14 protein-coding genes are annotated in these 14,341 nt (G+C 60.8%); 7 read left to right on the forward strand and 7 right to left on the reverse strand.

Going from position 1 to position 14,341, the window contains the following annotated elements; translation table 11 throughout:
• Positions 1-24: 24 nt before the first annotated feature.
• Entirely contained in the window at positions 25-744 is a 720-nt protein-coding gene (locus ACYAS9_RS20320) for a gluconate 2-dehydrogenase subunit 3 family protein (protein ID WP_459741706.1), read from the reverse strand.
• Positions 745-1,202: 458 nt separating this feature from the next.
• Positions 1,203-1,988 carry a transporter substrate-binding domain-containing protein gene (locus ACYAS9_RS20325; protein ID WP_463570078.1) on the reverse strand — a complete coding sequence of 262 codons (786 nt, stop codon included), beginning with the start codon at positions 1,986-1,988 and terminating at the stop codon, positions 1,203-1,205.
• Between the two features lie 119 nt (positions 1,989-2,107).
• Here ACYAS9_RS20325 and ACYAS9_RS20330 point away from each other — a divergent pair, with 119 nt between their 5' ends.
• Complete coding sequence (locus ACYAS9_RS20330) at positions 2,108-2,608, forward strand: hypothetical protein (RefSeq protein ID WP_463570079.1); 501 nt, start codon at positions 2,108-2,110, stop codon at positions 2,606-2,608.
• 40 nt (positions 2,609-2,648) lie between these two features.
• Here ACYAS9_RS20330 and ACYAS9_RS20335 read toward each other — a convergent pair whose 3' ends face one another.
• Positions 2,649-4,280, reverse strand: coding sequence for a methyl-accepting chemotaxis protein (locus ACYAS9_RS20335; protein WP_463570080.1), 1,632 nt, complete (start codon positions 4,278-4,280; stop codon positions 2,649-2,651).
• A gap of 224 nt (positions 4,281-4,504) precedes the next feature.
• Between ACYAS9_RS20335 and ACYAS9_RS20340 the strand changes: the two genes are divergently transcribed.
• The 5 genes from ACYAS9_RS20340 (at position 4,505) to ACYAS9_RS20360 (ending at position 10,453) form a co-directional block, all read left to right on the forward strand.
• Positions 4,505-5,008: a sigma-70 family RNA polymerase sigma factor gene (locus ACYAS9_RS20340; protein ID WP_463570082.1), complete on the forward strand. Its 504-nt coding sequence runs from the start codon at positions 4,505-4,507 to the stop codon at positions 5,006-5,008.
• Positions 5,005-5,952 (forward strand): FecR domain-containing protein, encoded by a 948-nt coding sequence (locus tag ACYAS9_RS20345; protein ID WP_463570083.1) that lies wholly within the window; start codon positions 5,005-5,007, stop codon positions 5,950-5,952. The genes ACYAS9_RS20340 and ACYAS9_RS20345 overlap by 4 nt, the downstream gene beginning before the upstream one ends.
• A 235-nt stretch (positions 5,953-6,187) precedes the next feature.
• Positions 6,188-8,662 (forward strand): TonB-dependent receptor plug domain-containing protein, encoded by a 2,475-nt coding sequence (locus ACYAS9_RS20350; protein ID WP_463570085.1) that lies wholly within the window; start codon positions 6,188-6,190, stop codon positions 8,660-8,662.
• Complete coding sequence (locus ACYAS9_RS20355) at positions 8,662-9,669, forward strand: ABC transporter substrate-binding protein (RefSeq protein ID WP_463570086.1); 1,008 nt, start codon at positions 8,662-8,664, stop codon at positions 9,667-9,669. Before ACYAS9_RS20350 ends, ACYAS9_RS20355 begins: the two co-directional genes overlap by 1 nt.
• Before the next feature lie 37 nt (positions 9,670-9,706).
• Positions 9,707-10,453, forward strand: coding sequence for a 2-keto-4-pentenoate hydratase (locus tag ACYAS9_RS20360; RefSeq protein WP_463570088.1), 747 nt, complete (start codon positions 9,707-9,709; stop codon positions 10,451-10,453).
• An 8-nt stretch (positions 10,454-10,461) separates the two neighbouring features.
• On the opposite strand, the gene ACYAS9_RS20365 is transcribed toward ACYAS9_RS20360, so the two are convergent.
• Together ACYAS9_RS20365 and ACYAS9_RS20370 are read right to left on the reverse strand one after the other, a co-directional pair.
• Positions 10,462-10,995 carry a hypothetical protein gene (locus ACYAS9_RS20365; protein ID WP_463570089.1) on the reverse strand — a complete coding sequence of 178 codons (534 nt, stop codon included), beginning with the start codon at positions 10,993-10,995 and terminating at the stop codon, positions 10,462-10,464.
• A 191-nt stretch (positions 10,996-11,186) separates the two neighbouring features.
• On the reverse strand, positions 11,187-11,741 hold the full coding sequence (locus ACYAS9_RS20370) for a BRO-N domain-containing protein (RefSeq protein ID WP_463570091.1): 555 nt from the start codon (positions 11,739-11,741) through the stop codon (positions 11,187-11,189).
• Positions 11,742-12,374: 633 nt separating this feature from the next.
• Between ACYAS9_RS20370 and ACYAS9_RS20375 the strand changes: the two genes are divergently transcribed.
• A complete protein-coding gene (locus ACYAS9_RS20375; protein WP_463570092.1) occupies positions 12,375-13,553 on the forward strand; it encodes a GGDEF domain-containing protein in 1,179 nt (392 codons plus the stop codon).
• 26 nt (positions 13,554-13,579) lie between these two features.
• Here ACYAS9_RS20375 and ACYAS9_RS20380 read toward each other — a convergent pair whose 3' ends face one another.
• Positions 13,580-13,861, reverse strand: a complete 282-nt coding sequence (locus tag ACYAS9_RS20380; RefSeq protein WP_463570094.1) for an addiction module antidote protein — start codon at positions 13,859-13,861, stop codon at positions 13,580-13,582.
• Positions 13,858-14,166, reverse strand: a complete 309-nt coding sequence (locus ACYAS9_RS20385; RefSeq protein WP_463570095.1) for a type II toxin-antitoxin system RelE/ParE family toxin — start codon at positions 14,164-14,166, stop codon at positions 13,858-13,860. The genes ACYAS9_RS20380 and ACYAS9_RS20385 overlap by 4 nt, the downstream gene beginning before the upstream one ends.
• Positions 14,167-14,341 lie beyond the last annotated feature (175 nt).

Raw genomic sequence — 14,341 nt, forward strand, 5'->3', positions numbered from 1 at the left:
TCGCTCTAACGCTTACGAAAGGGGTCAGCCGCGCTCGCCACTGATGCTTACAGGGCCCAGCGGGTACGCCACGTTGTGCTGCGCAACCCACTCCAGGTAACTGGCGCGTGCGCCGGGAAAGCCGATGGCGATCCACGACTTCATGCCCTTGTTACCGCCGTAGATCGGGTCGGAGAGATAGCCTTGCTGGGCCAGCGACAGGACTTCGGAGAAGAACATCGGCGACTTGAGAATGTCCTCGCCGAAAGCATTGAACTTGAGGTCACCCGCCTGCAGCTTTTTCAGCACGTCAGTCTGTTTGGCGGCCTCAAGGGCGGCGAAGTTGCCGTTCAGGTTCTCGTTGCACCAGGCCTCGACGGCCTTGATGCCCTTGCGATAGATGTCCTGCGGACGGTAAGGAATCTGGTAGCCCAGGGTCTTGGGCGCATTCAGGTCGAAGGGACCTTCCAGATAGATTTCGCTGCCCAGGTCACTGGCCAGTTGCTGGTCCATGAACACCGGCACGTTCGCTTCCAGCGCGCCAGGGCCACGGCCGCCGGCAGGAATCAGCTGGTTGCACGCAGCCATGATGAAGGCCCATTCGGCCGGGCTGAAAAACGTGGGGGAGTAGGACTCAAGGCTTGGCGCAACCATGTCGGCCGCCACTGCGGCACTGAGCCCCTTTACGGTCACGCCCAGCGCAGGCAAGGCAATCAGGGAAGAAAGCAGAAACTTCCTTCGTGATGTCGGCTTGTTCAACAACATACAGGGACCACCTATGACGGCTCACAAGAAAATCCCGGACGACACAGTGCTCTATGGATGTAAACGTTGCTGGCTTCAGGTTGCGAATGCCTGGCCTGCCACCTTTTTCAGGGCAAACGGAAACACGGACAAACGATGTGAGTCGTTATCGCAGGCGCGGGCATTCGTAACAGGGGCTGGCAGGCCTTGAGGGCTGCTCTCATTGTGATTCGTTTGCATCGGAGTGGCCGGTCCGCCTGCAGCGGACCGGTCCATTTACAGAGATGCGATACTTTTTGATCGCTTGCTCATCACGGGTCGTACGATGTTAGCAGACTCATTTCTAGATGTAACCAATGATTTCCCTATAAGTGTCAAGCGCTCTACTGTCGCAGTCACGAATAAGATTGCGCTGTCTTTGGTGACCGCTTGACGATGGAATCGTTTCGTATTTTTTACGGTTGTCTGATGTCTTTGTTTTATTGATTCGGCAACGCCAGCCATTCGCCCAACACTTTCTGGTACGCACCGGTGGCCTTGCTCAGGTGCAGCCATTGGTCGACATAGCTTTTCCAGGCGATGTCATCGCGCGGCAAGAGATAGGCTTTTTCGCCGTACTGCATGTAGCGCGACGGGTTGACGGCACACAGCCCCGGCAGGCGCTTCTGTTGATAAAGCGCTTCGGAAGCATCGGTGATCATCACATCGGCTTGCTTGTTCAACAGTTGCTGGAAGATGGTGTTGTTGTCATGAAAGGCCAGTTGCGCCTTGGGCAGCCAGGCGCGGGCGAAGGCCTCGTTGGTGCCGCCAGCGGGTTCGATCAGGCGCACCGCAGGCTGATTGATTTGCTCGACCGTCTGGTACAGCGCCTGGTCCTCACAGCGCACCAACGGAATCTTGCCATCCACATCCAGCACACTGCTGAAGAACGCTTTCTTCTGCCGTTCCAGCGTCACCGAAATACCGCCCATGCCGATATCGCACTTGCCCGCCTGCATATCCGGCATCAGGGTTTTCCAGGTGGTCGGCACCCATTTGACGGGCACATTCAGGCTTTGCGCCAGCGAGCGGGCCATGCTGATATCGATGCCTTCGTACTCGCCGTCTTCGCGCAAAAAAGTGTAGGGCTTGTAATCGCCGGTGGTACACACCGTCAACTGCCCGGCTTGCTGAACCTTGTCGAGATGGGAAAGCGGTTCCTGGGCCTGAACCGCACTGCAAACACCGAGCATCAAAACGGCCAGACTGCTGGATTGGATATTCATTGAAGAACGACTCGCTGCTGGAAGTTGGAGAGGGCATAGGGTAGCTGAAGCCACCCGATTGTCAGCCGCGCCTGCCCTGCGATACCGTGCGCAGCTCTTCAATACGCCGGATCGATCAAATGAAAGGATTTCTGAGTGGTGTGCTGTTGTCAGGTTGCGTGCTGAGCGCAGCCGCCGTGCACGCTGAGCAGCGCTACCGTTTCGAGGCTTATCCTGCCTCGACCGTCTCAAGCAAGGCACTGGGCCAGATCGACTGGAAGTCGAGCCCGGAGACTGCCAAATACTGGAAGTCCAAGGAAGCGGTAGAGGCTGTGGTCGGGCAACAGCCTGATTTTGCCGGGCACTTTGTGGTGACTCGTTATGGCTGCGGATCGGGGTGTACCGCGACGCTGTTCATCGATGCCAACAACGGCAAGATCTACAAGGCGCCGATGAATGAAGCCTCGACCGAAGAGGGCGCCCACAAGGCCTCCAGCAATCTGATCTTCATGAGCGATTTCCGCTATGTCGGTTCAGGGCCGCAAATGACCGAGACCAAAGGCGTGGTGGTCTGGAACGAGAAGGCGGCAAAATTCGAGGTGTTGCACAAGGACAAGCCGGTCAAGCTTGAGATGGAGTAAGCGGCTGCGCCTCCCTGGCACAGTGCTTGTTTAGCGCAGGTTACGTGCGAAAACGCATGACCACCTGATTGAGCCCCACGGCCAGTTGCGAGAGTTCGCCGCTGGCGGCGGCGGTCTGGTTGGCGCCGGCCGAGTTTTGCAGCGACAGGTCGCGGATGCTGGTCAGGTTGCGGTCCACTTCACGCGCCACTTGCGCCTGCTCTTCAGTGGCCGAGGCAATGCTGATGTTGCGCTCGTTGATCTGCGCAATTGCCGCAGTGATTTCGGCCAGGGCCTGGCCGGCGGCTTCGGCGACGGTCAGGCTGGTGCGCGCACGTTCACTGCTCAGGCCCATGGCGCTTACGGCCTTGCTGGCGCCGCTCTGGATCGAGGCGATCATGCTTTCGATCTCGGCGGTCGACTGCTGGGTACGGTGCGCCAGCGCCCGGACTTCATCGGCCACCACGGCAAAGCCGCGACCCGCTTCACCGGCCCGTGCCGCTTCGATGGCGGCGTTGAGCGCCAGCAGGTTGGTCTGGTCGGCGATGCCGCGAATCACATCCAGCACGCCGCTGATGCTTTGCACCTGCACGGCCAGGCCATCGATTTCGGTGGCGGTGTTGCCGACGGCGTCGTGCAGTTCGTTGATGACAGTGACCGTCTCGCCGACGCGCTGGCGACCGTTTCTGGCCGAGTCGCTGGAGTCCTGGGCGGCGTCCGACGCCAGTGCCGCGTTACGCGCGACTTCTTCGACGGCGGCGCTCATCTGATTGATGGCGGTCGCGGCCTGGTTGATTTCGTCGTTCTGGCGCTGAATGCCGCGCAGGGCATCTTCCGTCACGGCGGTCATTTCTTCTGATGTAGACGCCAGTTGATTGGACGAGTCGCCCAGTTCACCCAGCGTGCGCCGCAGGTTCTGTTGCATCACCGACAAGGCGGCCAGCAAGCGGCCCGGTTCATCGCGGCCATCGACGTCGATCGGTTTGCTCAGGTCATTGCCGGCAATCTGTTCGGCCACGGCCAGCGCCTTGGCAATCGGCGCAACCAGGCTACGTGTGAACAGCGCCGCCAGGATCAAGGTGGCGGCCAGCGCGAGCAGAATCGCGGCAATGGTGACATAGCGCGCCTGGGAGTAAGTCTGCTCGGCCACGGCATCGGAGCGCGCCTGCATGGCGTCGGTCAGTTGGTTGATGGTCTGGATATCCTGGGTCAGGCGGTTAGCCGCCTGAGTCTGCTCGCCGGACGGGCTGGACAGGGCGCTGACAAGGTCCTCACGCTTTTGCTCGACCGCTTCCAGATAGCGGGTGTGCACGCCAAGGTAAGCGTTGAGGTCGGTTTCCATCTGCTGGTAGGCCTTTTGCCCGGCATCATCGGTCAGCAAAGGCTTGAGCTTGCGCACATCGGTTTGCAGGTCGGTACGCCCCTGATTGATACGCTGGCGCGCCAGGTCCTGGGCTTGAGGATTCTGCGCGATGCGCAAATTGGTATTGCCCAGGCGGATGGTCAGCAGGTCGCTTTCGATGTTGGCGATGGCCTGACCTGCCGGCATGACCTGGTTTTGCAGGGTTTCACGCGAGTCCTTGAGTCTTGACGCCTGGTACAGCGAAAACAGCCCGAGGGCGGTGATCAATATGGCAAAAAAGCCGAAGCACAGCAGTGATCGCGGAGCGATGTTGAGGTTTCTCAAATTCATGGGGGAGGCCGTTTATTGAGTGATCGATAGCTGGCTATCGACCTTAATCGTTTCAGCTTTAGAGCTAATGTTAGGAAATGTGAATTTTCTTGAAATGCGCACGCTAGAGCGCTTGGCGCATGGCTGACATATCCCGGTAAACCGGACGCTGCAGACTGCTTGCATAAACCCTTCAGGCTGTCGACAATGCGAGCAATTATTATTCACGTCTGGCAGCGTCTCTCATGTCGACCCTCGAACCTTCGGCCATGCACCAGCTTTACAGCGACCACAATAGTTGGCTGAAGGGCTGGCTGCGGGTGCGGCTGGGTAATTCGGCCGATGCGGCGGACTTGGCGCAGGACACCTTTCTCAAAGTCATGACCGCGCGCAATGCCGGGCCGATCCGCGAGCCGCGCGGCTATTTGAGCGCTGTGGCGCGTTCGTTGCTGATCGACAAATCCCGTCGCCGCACCATCGAGCAGGCTTATCTGCACGCCCTGACCCTGCAACCGGAGCCTGTCGAGGTGTCGCCGGAAATCCGCCTGTCGATCATTGAAATGCTTGTGGAGGTCGACCGCTTGCTCGATGAGCTGGGCAGTCGCACCCGCGAGATCTTTCTGGCGGTGCAGCTTGAAGGCCTGACCTATGCGGCGGTGGGTGAGCGCTTTGGTGTGTCGGTGACCACGGTCAAGAATCACCTCATCCGCGCCATGACCCGTTGCCTGTTGCTGGTCGACACCCCATGAATGCAGGGCCGGACCTCAAGACCCTGGAAGCCGCCGCCACCTGGTATGTGCAGCTCAACGATGAGGCTGTCGATGAGGCGTGCATCCAGGCCTGGCAGCGGTGGCTCAAGGCATCGCCGCAGCACGCAGCCGCCTGGGAGCGGGTCGAGATTCTGCAGAAGCAGTGGTCGCGCGTGCCGCAGCAGGCTGCCTTGTCCAGCCTGGGCGCGGCGAAAGCGCAACGCCGCGACGTACTCAAGGTGCTTTCGCTGCTGCTGGCGTTCGGTGGCGCCGGCTGGCTGGCGGCCGGGTATGTGCCGTATCAGGCGCTGCTCGCTCAGCAGTACACCCGCGGCAACCAGCGCCGCACCCTGCAACTCGAAGACGGCTCGCGGCTGGTGCTCAATGCCGACACTGCCGTCGATATCCGTTTCGACGCCGAGCAGCGGCTGATCCAGTTGTATCAAGGTGAAATCTTGGTGCAGACCGCCAGAGATGCCGCGCAACGGCCCTTCATGGTGTTGAGCGAAGAGGGCAGCGTCCTGGCGCTGGGCACGCAATTCACTGTCCGGCAACTGGCCGGCAAAACCCGCGTCGGCGTGCTGGACGCCGCGGTGCAGGTGCGCCCGCTGCAAAGTATCCATAACACCGGCCGCTTGCTCGCAGGCTGGCAGGTCACCTTTGATCGCAACCAGGTCAGTGCGCCTGAGCGCCTGGCGCCAGGCTCGACCGCCTGGGAGCAAGGCATGTTGAGTGTCAACGACTGGAAGCTGGGCGACTTTCTCGCTGAGCTGAGCCGCTATCGCCCGGGCGTGCTGCGTTGCAGCGAGTCGATCAGGCACCTGAGCATTTCCGGCGCCTTTCGCCTTGATGACACCGACACGGTGCTGGAAAACCTGAGCAAGACCTTGCCGGTCAAAGTGCGTTACCTGAGCCGTTATTGGGCCAGCGTGGAACCTGTCTGACCTGTTAATAATTACCATTGTGCATATAAGAATAGTTCGATTATGTATTTTGGTTATTTCCTGCCGCTTGCTAGATTCCCCTCCCTGTTCGCGACGGGATAAAGGACTGCGGACCTGCCGCTGAGCAGGCTGCCTGATTACCGAACCATCGGCATCACCCTCGACTTTCCAATACACCTGACCCACGGCGGGATGCCGGGAGGCCGGGTTTTTCTTTATTTTTCGGGGATGCACGATGAACCAGGTTCCACAGCGCCGGCCGCACCGGCTTTCATTGCTGACACTGTCATTGCTCAGTATTTACGGGGGACAGGCAATCGGCGCGCAAGAGGTCGACGGCACGGGCGAATCGGTGCTCGGCACGGTGGTCAGTATCGGCAACCGGGGCGACCAGCGCGCCGCTGCCGACAGCCCGGCGCCGGTGGATGTGATCGACGCCGAGCAGCTCAACGCCACCAGCGGCGGCAACAGCAACCTGCGCGATGCACTGGCCAGATTGCTGCCCTCGTTTCAGGTCAACACCTCCAACAACCAGGGCGGCAACGCCATTCAGCGCCAGGCGCAATTGCGCGGCCTGAGCCTGGCCCATGTGCTGGTGCTGGTGAACGGCAAGCGCCGCCACAACACCTCGACCGCCAACCTGACGGCTGGCGGCCAGGCGTCCGGCGCCAACCCGGTCGACCTGGACCTGATCCCGGTCAGCGCCATCGACCACATCGAAGTGCTGCGCGACGGAGCGGCGGCCCAGTACGGTTCTGACGCGATTGCCGGCGTGATCAACATTGTCCTCAAGCAGAACGACAGCGGCGGCAAAGCGGTGACCACGCTGGGCGAGCGCTATCGCTGGAAGGGCCGCAGCGACGGCGACACCTACACCCAGACGCTGAACCATGGTTTTGCCTTGCCCGGCGACGGTTTTCTCAACCTGGCGCTGGATGCGAAAAAACAGAACTGGACGCTGCGCAACGGCGAGGCCAGCGGCAACTTCTACTTTCCGGGCGATGCGCGGGAAAACACCGTCGACAAGCGCGTCAACCAGGGCGGCCTGCCCAAGATCGAAGCGCTGAACCTGTCGTATAACGCCGAGCTGCCGCTCAGCGAAGACGTGTCGCTGTACTCGTTCAGCACCTGGAGCCACCGCGAAGGCGTGGTCGGGCAGAGCTTTCGCTTGCCCAACTCGACCAGCTATATCCCTGAAGTGTTTGGCAGCTCGGTGATGCAGCAACGTCTGGAACTGACCGAGGAGGACTACCAGTTTGCCGGCGGCATCAAGGGCGAAGATTTCCATGGCTGGCACTGGGATGTGTCGAGCACCTACGGCAGCAACCGCGCCGATCAGCGTCAGGTCAATACCGTCAACCCGTCGCTGGGCCCGACCACGCCGACCGAGTTCGACACCTATTCGTCGGAGTTCTCGCAGTGGACCAACAACCTCGACCTGACCCGCGCTTTCGACATCGGCCTGCGTAATCCGGTGCAGGTGTCGTGGGGCCTGGAGCATCGGCACGAGCGTTACCAGACGATCATTCACGACCCGCTGGCCTACGCCAACGGCGGCTATGTGTACCCCAGCGGCCCCCTGGCCGGCAGTGCCGCCGCCGTCGGTGCGCAGGGCGCGATCACCATCCTGCCCGAGGACGCCGCCGACCTGTCGCGCAACAGTTTTGCAACTTATCTGGACCTGGGCTTCGACCTGACCGACCGCTGGTTCGTCGGCGTCGCGGCGCGTGGCGAGCACTACGACGACTCGGCCGGCGACACCGTCAACGGCAAGCTCTCGACCCGGTACATTCTCACCGACGACCTCAACTTGCGCGGCACGGTGAGCAACGGCTTTCGTGCACCGTCGTTGTCGCAGACTGGCTATGCCAACTCGTCGATGGGCTACAACGCCAGCCTTGGCCCGGGCCTGAGCACCACCCGCCTGGTGCGCCCGGACTCGGCACTGGGCCAGGCGCTGGGCGCCAAGGACCTGACCCCGGAGAAGTCGACCAACTTCAGCCTCGGCCTGAACTACACGCCGACTGAAAACAGCAACGTGTCGGTCGATGCCTACCACATCATTCTTGAAGACCGCATCGCCCAGACCGGCTTCCTTGGAGGCGCCGGGGTCAACTCGATCCTGATCGCCAACGGCTTTGCCGGCAGCCAGTCGCTGTCGTATTTCGCCAACGCGATCGACACCAAGACCAGCGGCGTCGATGTCGTCGGCTCCTGGAAGCAGGACTTGGGCCGCCTGGGCAATGTGCGCTGGGACGCGGCATTCAACTGGAACGAGACGAAGATCACCGACATCGCCGACTCACCGGCGCAACTGGCGGCGCTCAACCTGACCTTGTTCAACCGCGTGGCTCAGGGCTACATCACCGACTACAACCCCAAGACCAAGCTGGTGCTGGGCGGCAACTGGAAGGTCGACGACTGGAACGTCAACCTGCACCTGACCCGCTACGGTCGCTATGACCTGATCACCAGCGCCACTGCGCCGTCCACCGACCAGCACTATGGCGCCAACTGGGTCACCGACCTCGATGTGGCCTATGCGCTGACCAAATCGGTCACCGTGGCGCTGGGCGCCAACAACCTGTTCAACGTCTACCCCGACAAGAGCAGCGTGGCCGACAGCAGCGGCGCGCAGTTGTATGCGTCCAACAGCCCGTTCGGACAGTACGGCGGCTTCTATTACGGCCGCCTTGAGGTGACCTTCTGATGACCTTCAATCGCAGGCAATTCATCGGCCTGATGGCGGCGACCGGCGCGGTCGCCGCCATCGGTGGCTGGCCGTTGCGCGGCATGGCCGACACCTCGTCGCTTCGCGACATCACCTTGAATGTCGCCACCTACAAGATCAATTACACCCAATACATGGACCTGGCTGGCGAGGCCGACACGCCGTACACGGTCAATAACGTCTTTGTACCGTTCGATGTGGCGCTGCGTTCGATTGCAGCGGGTGACATCGATGTCGGCATGAGCTTCACCGACATTCCGCTGACCATCTGGGGCCAAAGCCTGGAGGGCATTCGCCTGGTCGGGGTGGCCAACAACGTGATCGTCAACAAGCTGCTGGCCGTTGTGGTGCCGCCGGGCTCGAAGATCGAAAGCGTGGCGCAGCTCAAGGGCAAGCGCGTCGGTTACCTGAAGGCCTCCAACCAGCATTACTTTTTGCTCAAGTTGCTGGAGCAGAACGGCCTGACGTTCGACGACATCGTGCCGGCCGCGTTGACCCTGGACATGGGCCGGCCGGCGTTTTTGTCCGGGCAGCTCGACGCCTGGATCACCCAGGGCTCTGACACGCTGATTGCCCAACGCACCAACGGCGGTCGCGAGCTGGCCAGCGCCGCCGATGGTTATGTCGGTAACTCGTTGATCTGCGCCAATCAGAAGGCACTGGACGACCCGCGCCGGCTGGCGGCCATCACCGATTACCTGCAACGCGCCGACCGCACGCTGCGCTGGCTCGATGCTAACCCCGAAGCCTGGGCGCAGCGCAGCCATGAACTGACCGGCATCAGCCTGGACATCTACCGCGAGCAAGCCGGGCTGGAAGGCGGGCGAGGGCGGCGGTTGTATGCGGCCAGCCCGCGCTTCATTCGCCAGCAACAGCAGGCCGCCGACTTTTTGCACGCCAAGGGCGTGGCGCGGCAGGACCTTGATGTCAGCTCGTTGTGGGACAACCGGCTGGCCGGGGCACTGGGCGTGCTGGAGGGCAACTGATGTTTATAATTCTCTGGTCTTTTGAAGGAGTCATTGCATGACCGATCAAATTCGCCTTATCGCCGAACACCTGAACCAGACCGGCCAGTTGGTTGCGCCGGTGTCCGCTGAACAGGTGCCGGACACGGCAACGGCCTACGCCGTGCAACAGGAAATCGTACGCCAGCGCGGCACCACCGTGGGCGGCTGGAAGATCGGCCTGGCGGCGGCGAACGGCCCGGTGCAAGGTTCGGCGCTGCCGGCCGATGGCCTGTTGCCAAGCGGCGTTTCGCTGCCACGTGCAGGCTATGTGCCGGGCGCGCTGGAGCTGGAAATCGCCTTTCGCTTCAAGCGCAGCTTCGCTCCGCGCAGCGAGCCATGGAGCGATGCCGAGGTCTACGCCGGCATCGGCTCGGTGGCGGCAACCCTTGAGGTGGTGGCCAGCCGTTATCAGGGCTGGCCGAAGGTCACGCCACTGGCGATGCTCGCCGATTTGCTCAACCACGGCGCATTGATCGTCGGCGAGTTTGTCGAGTACCGCGAAGACTTCGTCTTCAACCAGCCGGCGCTGTCACTGACCTTTGACGGCAAGGACATCGTCAGCGGTCCCGGCGCCAACCCGGCCGGCGACCCGCGCTTGCTACTGCCGTGGCTGGTCAACCACTACAGCCGCCAGGGCCTGACCCTGACGCCTGAAACGGTGATCACCACGGGGTCGTACACCGGGCTGTTTACACCTGAAGGACCGGGTTTGGTACACGGCGTGATCGAAGGCTTGCCGGCGGTAGCGGTGGAGTTGGTCTAAAACCCCGTCTAGCCATACTCAACGTTCGAATTAACCCACTGATCAAAGTCCGGATGCTCGCGCCGGGCTTTTTCAGCCAGCTGCTCAGGCGTCGCATCGCCCAGGCCGTAGCGTTCATCGACGGCCCGGGCCAGCGCCTGCCAGTCCAGTTTGCGTTCGTCATCCTCATCCGGCTCCAGCCAGGCACCGTCGAAGAACTGCTTGCCGCTGGCCAGTTGCCGAATGTAATCCTCGATATTGCTTGCCACCAGGCTCGTCTCGCCTTCAGAGCCAAGAAACACCACCGGCGGCTGGGCCTTCAGGCCGGGGTAATACCACAGCAGAAACATCGAGCCGGTGCCGTCCTGACCAAACTGCACAAAACTGTCGCCCGACGCTGCCCAGCGCTGACCGCCAAACCAGTGGCCGAAGGTTTCCGCCAACTCCTGGTCGCTGTAGGACGCCGACTCGAAATCGATGGGCCAGCCAATAAGGTCTTGATCGTAAAGCGTGTTGATGAAGGCGATGGCGTCGCGGGTGGTGTCGTCCAGTTTGCTGTGCATGAAGAAGGCTCCTTGTGTTCAGCAGGGCGCTGGTGCCTGGGAGAGGGTAGACAACAGAAAACGGCAGATCTTCTGTTGGCGCTTCAACCACTCTCGTACATGAGCATCAAGAAATTTTGTGATAGCCGGTTCGACTGGCAGGCGCCGTTCAGCACGGCGGAAAAAATCCTCATCCAGTTCGGTGCCGGAAATCAGCCGATCCGCAAGGCCTCACCTTTGTTCAGCACCTTCCCCACCATTCGCTGCCACCATCCCCTTCGTGAGGCCGGAAGCTCCAGCACCGCTTGCGGCACGTCCTGCCAGCGCACCCATGACTCATTGCGCCAGTGCAGCAAATGCAGCGAATTGCCCATCCAGTTCAATCGGCTCAGGCTGGGCCGGTCATCGTGGGCTGCGTGGTGTTGCTGATGAAGTTCAGGCAGCACCTGATGGGTCATCCATTGGCGCAGGGTGCGGTTTTCGGGCACGTAGTGGTGAACCAGCAAGGCAAACATGCCGGACTCGCTGACCAGCAGGCATTTTTCCCACTCTGCATGTGCTTCCAGCCAGGCGGTACGGCGTTGGTCCGGGTCGAGCTTGAGGGTGGCGCGTTCATCGAGCCGGGTGCCCATCAGGCGGGCCAGATCTGCCAGGCAAAACCACGCCTGACCATCGCACAGCACGGCGCGCAGCATGCGGTGGTGGCGGATGAAGAGGGTGGCTTGAAATTGTTGTGTGCAAGGGGCTTGGGGGTTGAGCGGGTACATGGGTGTTGCTCCAGGTTTTCAAGCAGCCAAACCTCGTCGCTAAACGAAAAAGTGACTGCTGTTTGAGAGTTGACGACTCCATATACAGGTTGGTGCCTGGCTGAATATGAGCCGCGCAAAATCGCTTGCTTGAGCGAAACCCAGACTAACGAGGACAGGTCATCCGGGACCAGTGATGGCCCGGGCTGAGGCTTCTACTTCGGCTGTAAGAAGGATCAGCGCAAAGAGGGTAAAGACTTACCCGAAAGGCGCGGGGCCTTTAAATGAGGGGTGGCAGCTGTGCGAAGGTTAGCGAACCGGCATCCTGGAAACCGGCAGACCCGGAGGTCTCCGACGCACAGCCGCCATAACGCGAGCATCAAGCATGTGCTTGCTGCAGGTTGGATGACGCTGACACGCCAGGAGTAAACGGATCGCTAAATCCGGTCGCTGATTTTGCAGCGAGCGGCGCGCAGCCTAGCGTGGCTGTAAGGGGCAGACAAGTGATGGCCACAGGATCTCTCTGTCGCCTTCATGAACGATTTGTCTGATAACGCCACCTTATGCACTCAAAATCGATGAACACTCTTAAAAATCCCCTCAAACGCCTACAATTCATTCTCTTCAAGGCAACTCATTCAGGCCCGTCAGTCTATGGCGCTCGACCCTCTTACCCTGCTGGTGATCACCATCGCCCTGGCCGCCTCTGCCGCGCTGTATCTGGCCATTGAGTGGCGCAGCGTGCGTGAGTCTTCGCTGCTGTTCTGGAGCGCAGGATTTGCCTCGATCAGCGTGGGCTGCATGCTGGCATTGCTGCGCAGCAGCGGCCTGTTATTGATCGGTATCTGGTTCGCCAACGGCTTGCTGGTGGTTGCGCACTGGCTGTTTCTGCTGGGTGTCGCACGCTTTACCGAGGTGCGTCTGTCGCGTGCCTGGTACCTGATTGTCGCCGTCTGGTTTTCGCTGTTACTGCTGCCGACCGACCCGTCGTGGTCCAAGGTCATGCTGCTGGTCAACTCTCTGCTGGTGGCGTTGCTGTCACTGCGCGCCAGCTTTCTGCTGCGCCCGCACGGCCAGTCGTTGAGCGTCGGCGCGGTGCAGTTGCGCTATGTGTTGCTGCTGCACGGGCTGTTTTATGTCATCAAGGCGATCACGGCGGTGGTGCCGGGCACCTTGATCGATCTGGCGTCGCTGCGTGGCGAGATCATTCAGATTTCGCTGGTCGAGGGCGTGATGGCGGTGATGCTGATCGCGCTGTCGATGACCGGCACCGAGCGCCATCGTCGCGAGCGGCGTATCGCCCGGCTGGCGGCGCGCGACCCGCTGACCGCGCTGTACAACCGCCGCGCCTTCGAAGCGCGCGCCACACGTTTGCTTGAAGACGTTTCCCCCGGTAAGCCCGGCGCGTTGCTGCTGATCGATATCGACAACTTCAAACTGGTCAACGATCTGCACGGCCACACCGCCGGCGACCGCCTGCTGGTGACGCTCAGTGAACTGATCCGCGCCGAACTGCCCAAAGGCTCACTCGCCGCCCGGCTTGGCGGAGACGAGTTCGTGATCCTGTTGCGCGACGCCTCATGCGAACAGATCGGAGCTATGGGCAGCATGTTGCGCGAGCAGTTTCACAAGATCGCGGCAGAGACGTTTGTCACGCCCAAGGCGGTCACCCTGAGCATCGGCGCCAGCCTGTTCGACCACGCACCTGCAACCCTGGCAGGGTTGATCGAGCAGGGCGATGCCGCACTTTATGAGTCAAAGCGCGGTGGCCGTGACCGGCTGCGCATGGTGGATCTGACGGGCAGAAGCGAAGGGGCGGTGCGGGCAGGGTAATCACGTGTGCAAGGCTCGTACTGTTTTCAGGCGCTGGACGCTGTCAGCCTCACACCTAATGCATTCAGGAGTTTCAATACGGTGTCATAGCGAGGTTTGGCTCCCGGCGCGAGTGCTTTGTACAGGCTTTCACGATTGATCCCAGCGGTCTTGGCCAATTGAGACATCCCGTGCGCCTTGGCCACTTCCTGTAAGGCACGAAGAAAAACATCCGGATTTGGATCTTCCAGAGACGCGCTGAGGAATTCGCTGATCGACTCCTCGTCTGTGAGGTATTTGGACGCCTCAAAAGGCTGGAGCTGGGTCATGGCTGTTCTCCTTGTTCAATCTTGCTCAGGATAACGTTTGCGGCTTTTACATCCCGATCTTGTGATGACTTGTCACCGCCGCACAGCAGCAGGTAAATGATCTCGCCGCGGCGCGTGTAGTACACCCGATAGCCTGGGCCTACAAAGATCCGCATTTCTGAAATACCGCCACCAACCGGTTCACAGTCTCCAAAATTGCCTGATTCGGCTGAAAGCAGGCGAGCGACGATGCGAGCTCGCGCCTTGCTGTCCCTGAGCCTCGAAAGCCACTGGTCGAACTCTATGGTAGTGATGAGTTTATTCATATGGAGTGTAGTAGTTCGGCTACATGCATGGCAAATGCTGTGAAGCAGAGCCTGTGCCATCAATGAAGCGGCGGTCGCACAGAAAGAAGGGCAGGCATGCACATCTACAACCTGACCGATGAGGACTCAAAGCAAATGCCATCCGACGATTGAGCAAATCATTCAGGCGACTTGG

The sequence above is a fragment of the Pseudomonas sp. HP_08 genome, assembly GCF_055284095.1.

Coding starts and splice junctions, on each gene's coding strand:
- ACYAS9_RS20335 (WP_463570080.1), bottom strand. CDS start 4,280: ATGAATTTGAGAAACCTCAACATCGCTCCGCGATCACTGCTGTGCTTC.
- ACYAS9_RS20385 (WP_463570095.1), bottom strand. CDS start 14,166: ATGAATAAACTCATCACTACCATAGAGTTCGACCAGTGGCTTTCGAGG.
- ACYAS9_RS20320 (WP_459741706.1), bottom strand. CDS start 744: ATGTTGTTGAACAAGCCGACATCACGAAGGAAGTTTCTGCTTTCTTCC.
- ACYAS9_RS20375 (WP_463570092.1), top strand. CDS start 12,375: ATGGCGCTCGACCCTCTTACCCTGCTGGTGATCACCATCGCCCTGGCC.
- ACYAS9_RS20365 (WP_463570089.1), bottom strand. CDS start 10,995: ATGCACAGCAAACTGGACGACACCACCCGCGACGCCATCGCCTTCATC.
- ACYAS9_RS20350 (WP_463570085.1), top strand. CDS start 6,188: ATGAACCAGGTTCCACAGCGCCGGCCGCACCGGCTTTCATTGCTGACA.
- ACYAS9_RS20370 (WP_463570091.1), bottom strand. CDS start 11,741: ATGTACCCGCTCAACCCCCAAGCCCCTTGCACACAACAATTTCAAGCC.
- ACYAS9_RS20325 (WP_463570078.1), bottom strand. CDS start 1,988: ATGAATATCCAATCCAGCAGTCTGGCCGTTTTGATGCTCGGTGTTTGC.
- ACYAS9_RS20330 (WP_463570079.1), top strand. CDS start 2,108: ATGAAAGGATTTCTGAGTGGTGTGCTGTTGTCAGGTTGCGTGCTGAGC.
- ACYAS9_RS20360 (WP_463570088.1), top strand. CDS start 9,707: ATGACCGATCAAATTCGCCTTATCGCCGAACACCTGAACCAGACCGGC.
- ACYAS9_RS20345 (WP_463570083.1), top strand. CDS start 5,005: ATGAATGCAGGGCCGGACCTCAAGACCCTGGAAGCCGCCGCCACCTGG.
- ACYAS9_RS20380 (WP_463570094.1), bottom strand. CDS start 13,861: ATGACCCAGCTCCAGCCTTTTGAGGCGTCCAAATACCTCACAGACGAG.
- ACYAS9_RS20340 (WP_463570082.1), top strand. CDS start 4,505: ATGTCGACCCTCGAACCTTCGGCCATGCACCAGCTTTACAGCGACCAC.
- ACYAS9_RS20355 (WP_463570086.1), top strand. CDS start 8,662: ATGACCTTCAATCGCAGGCAATTCATCGGCCTGATGGCGGCGACCGGC.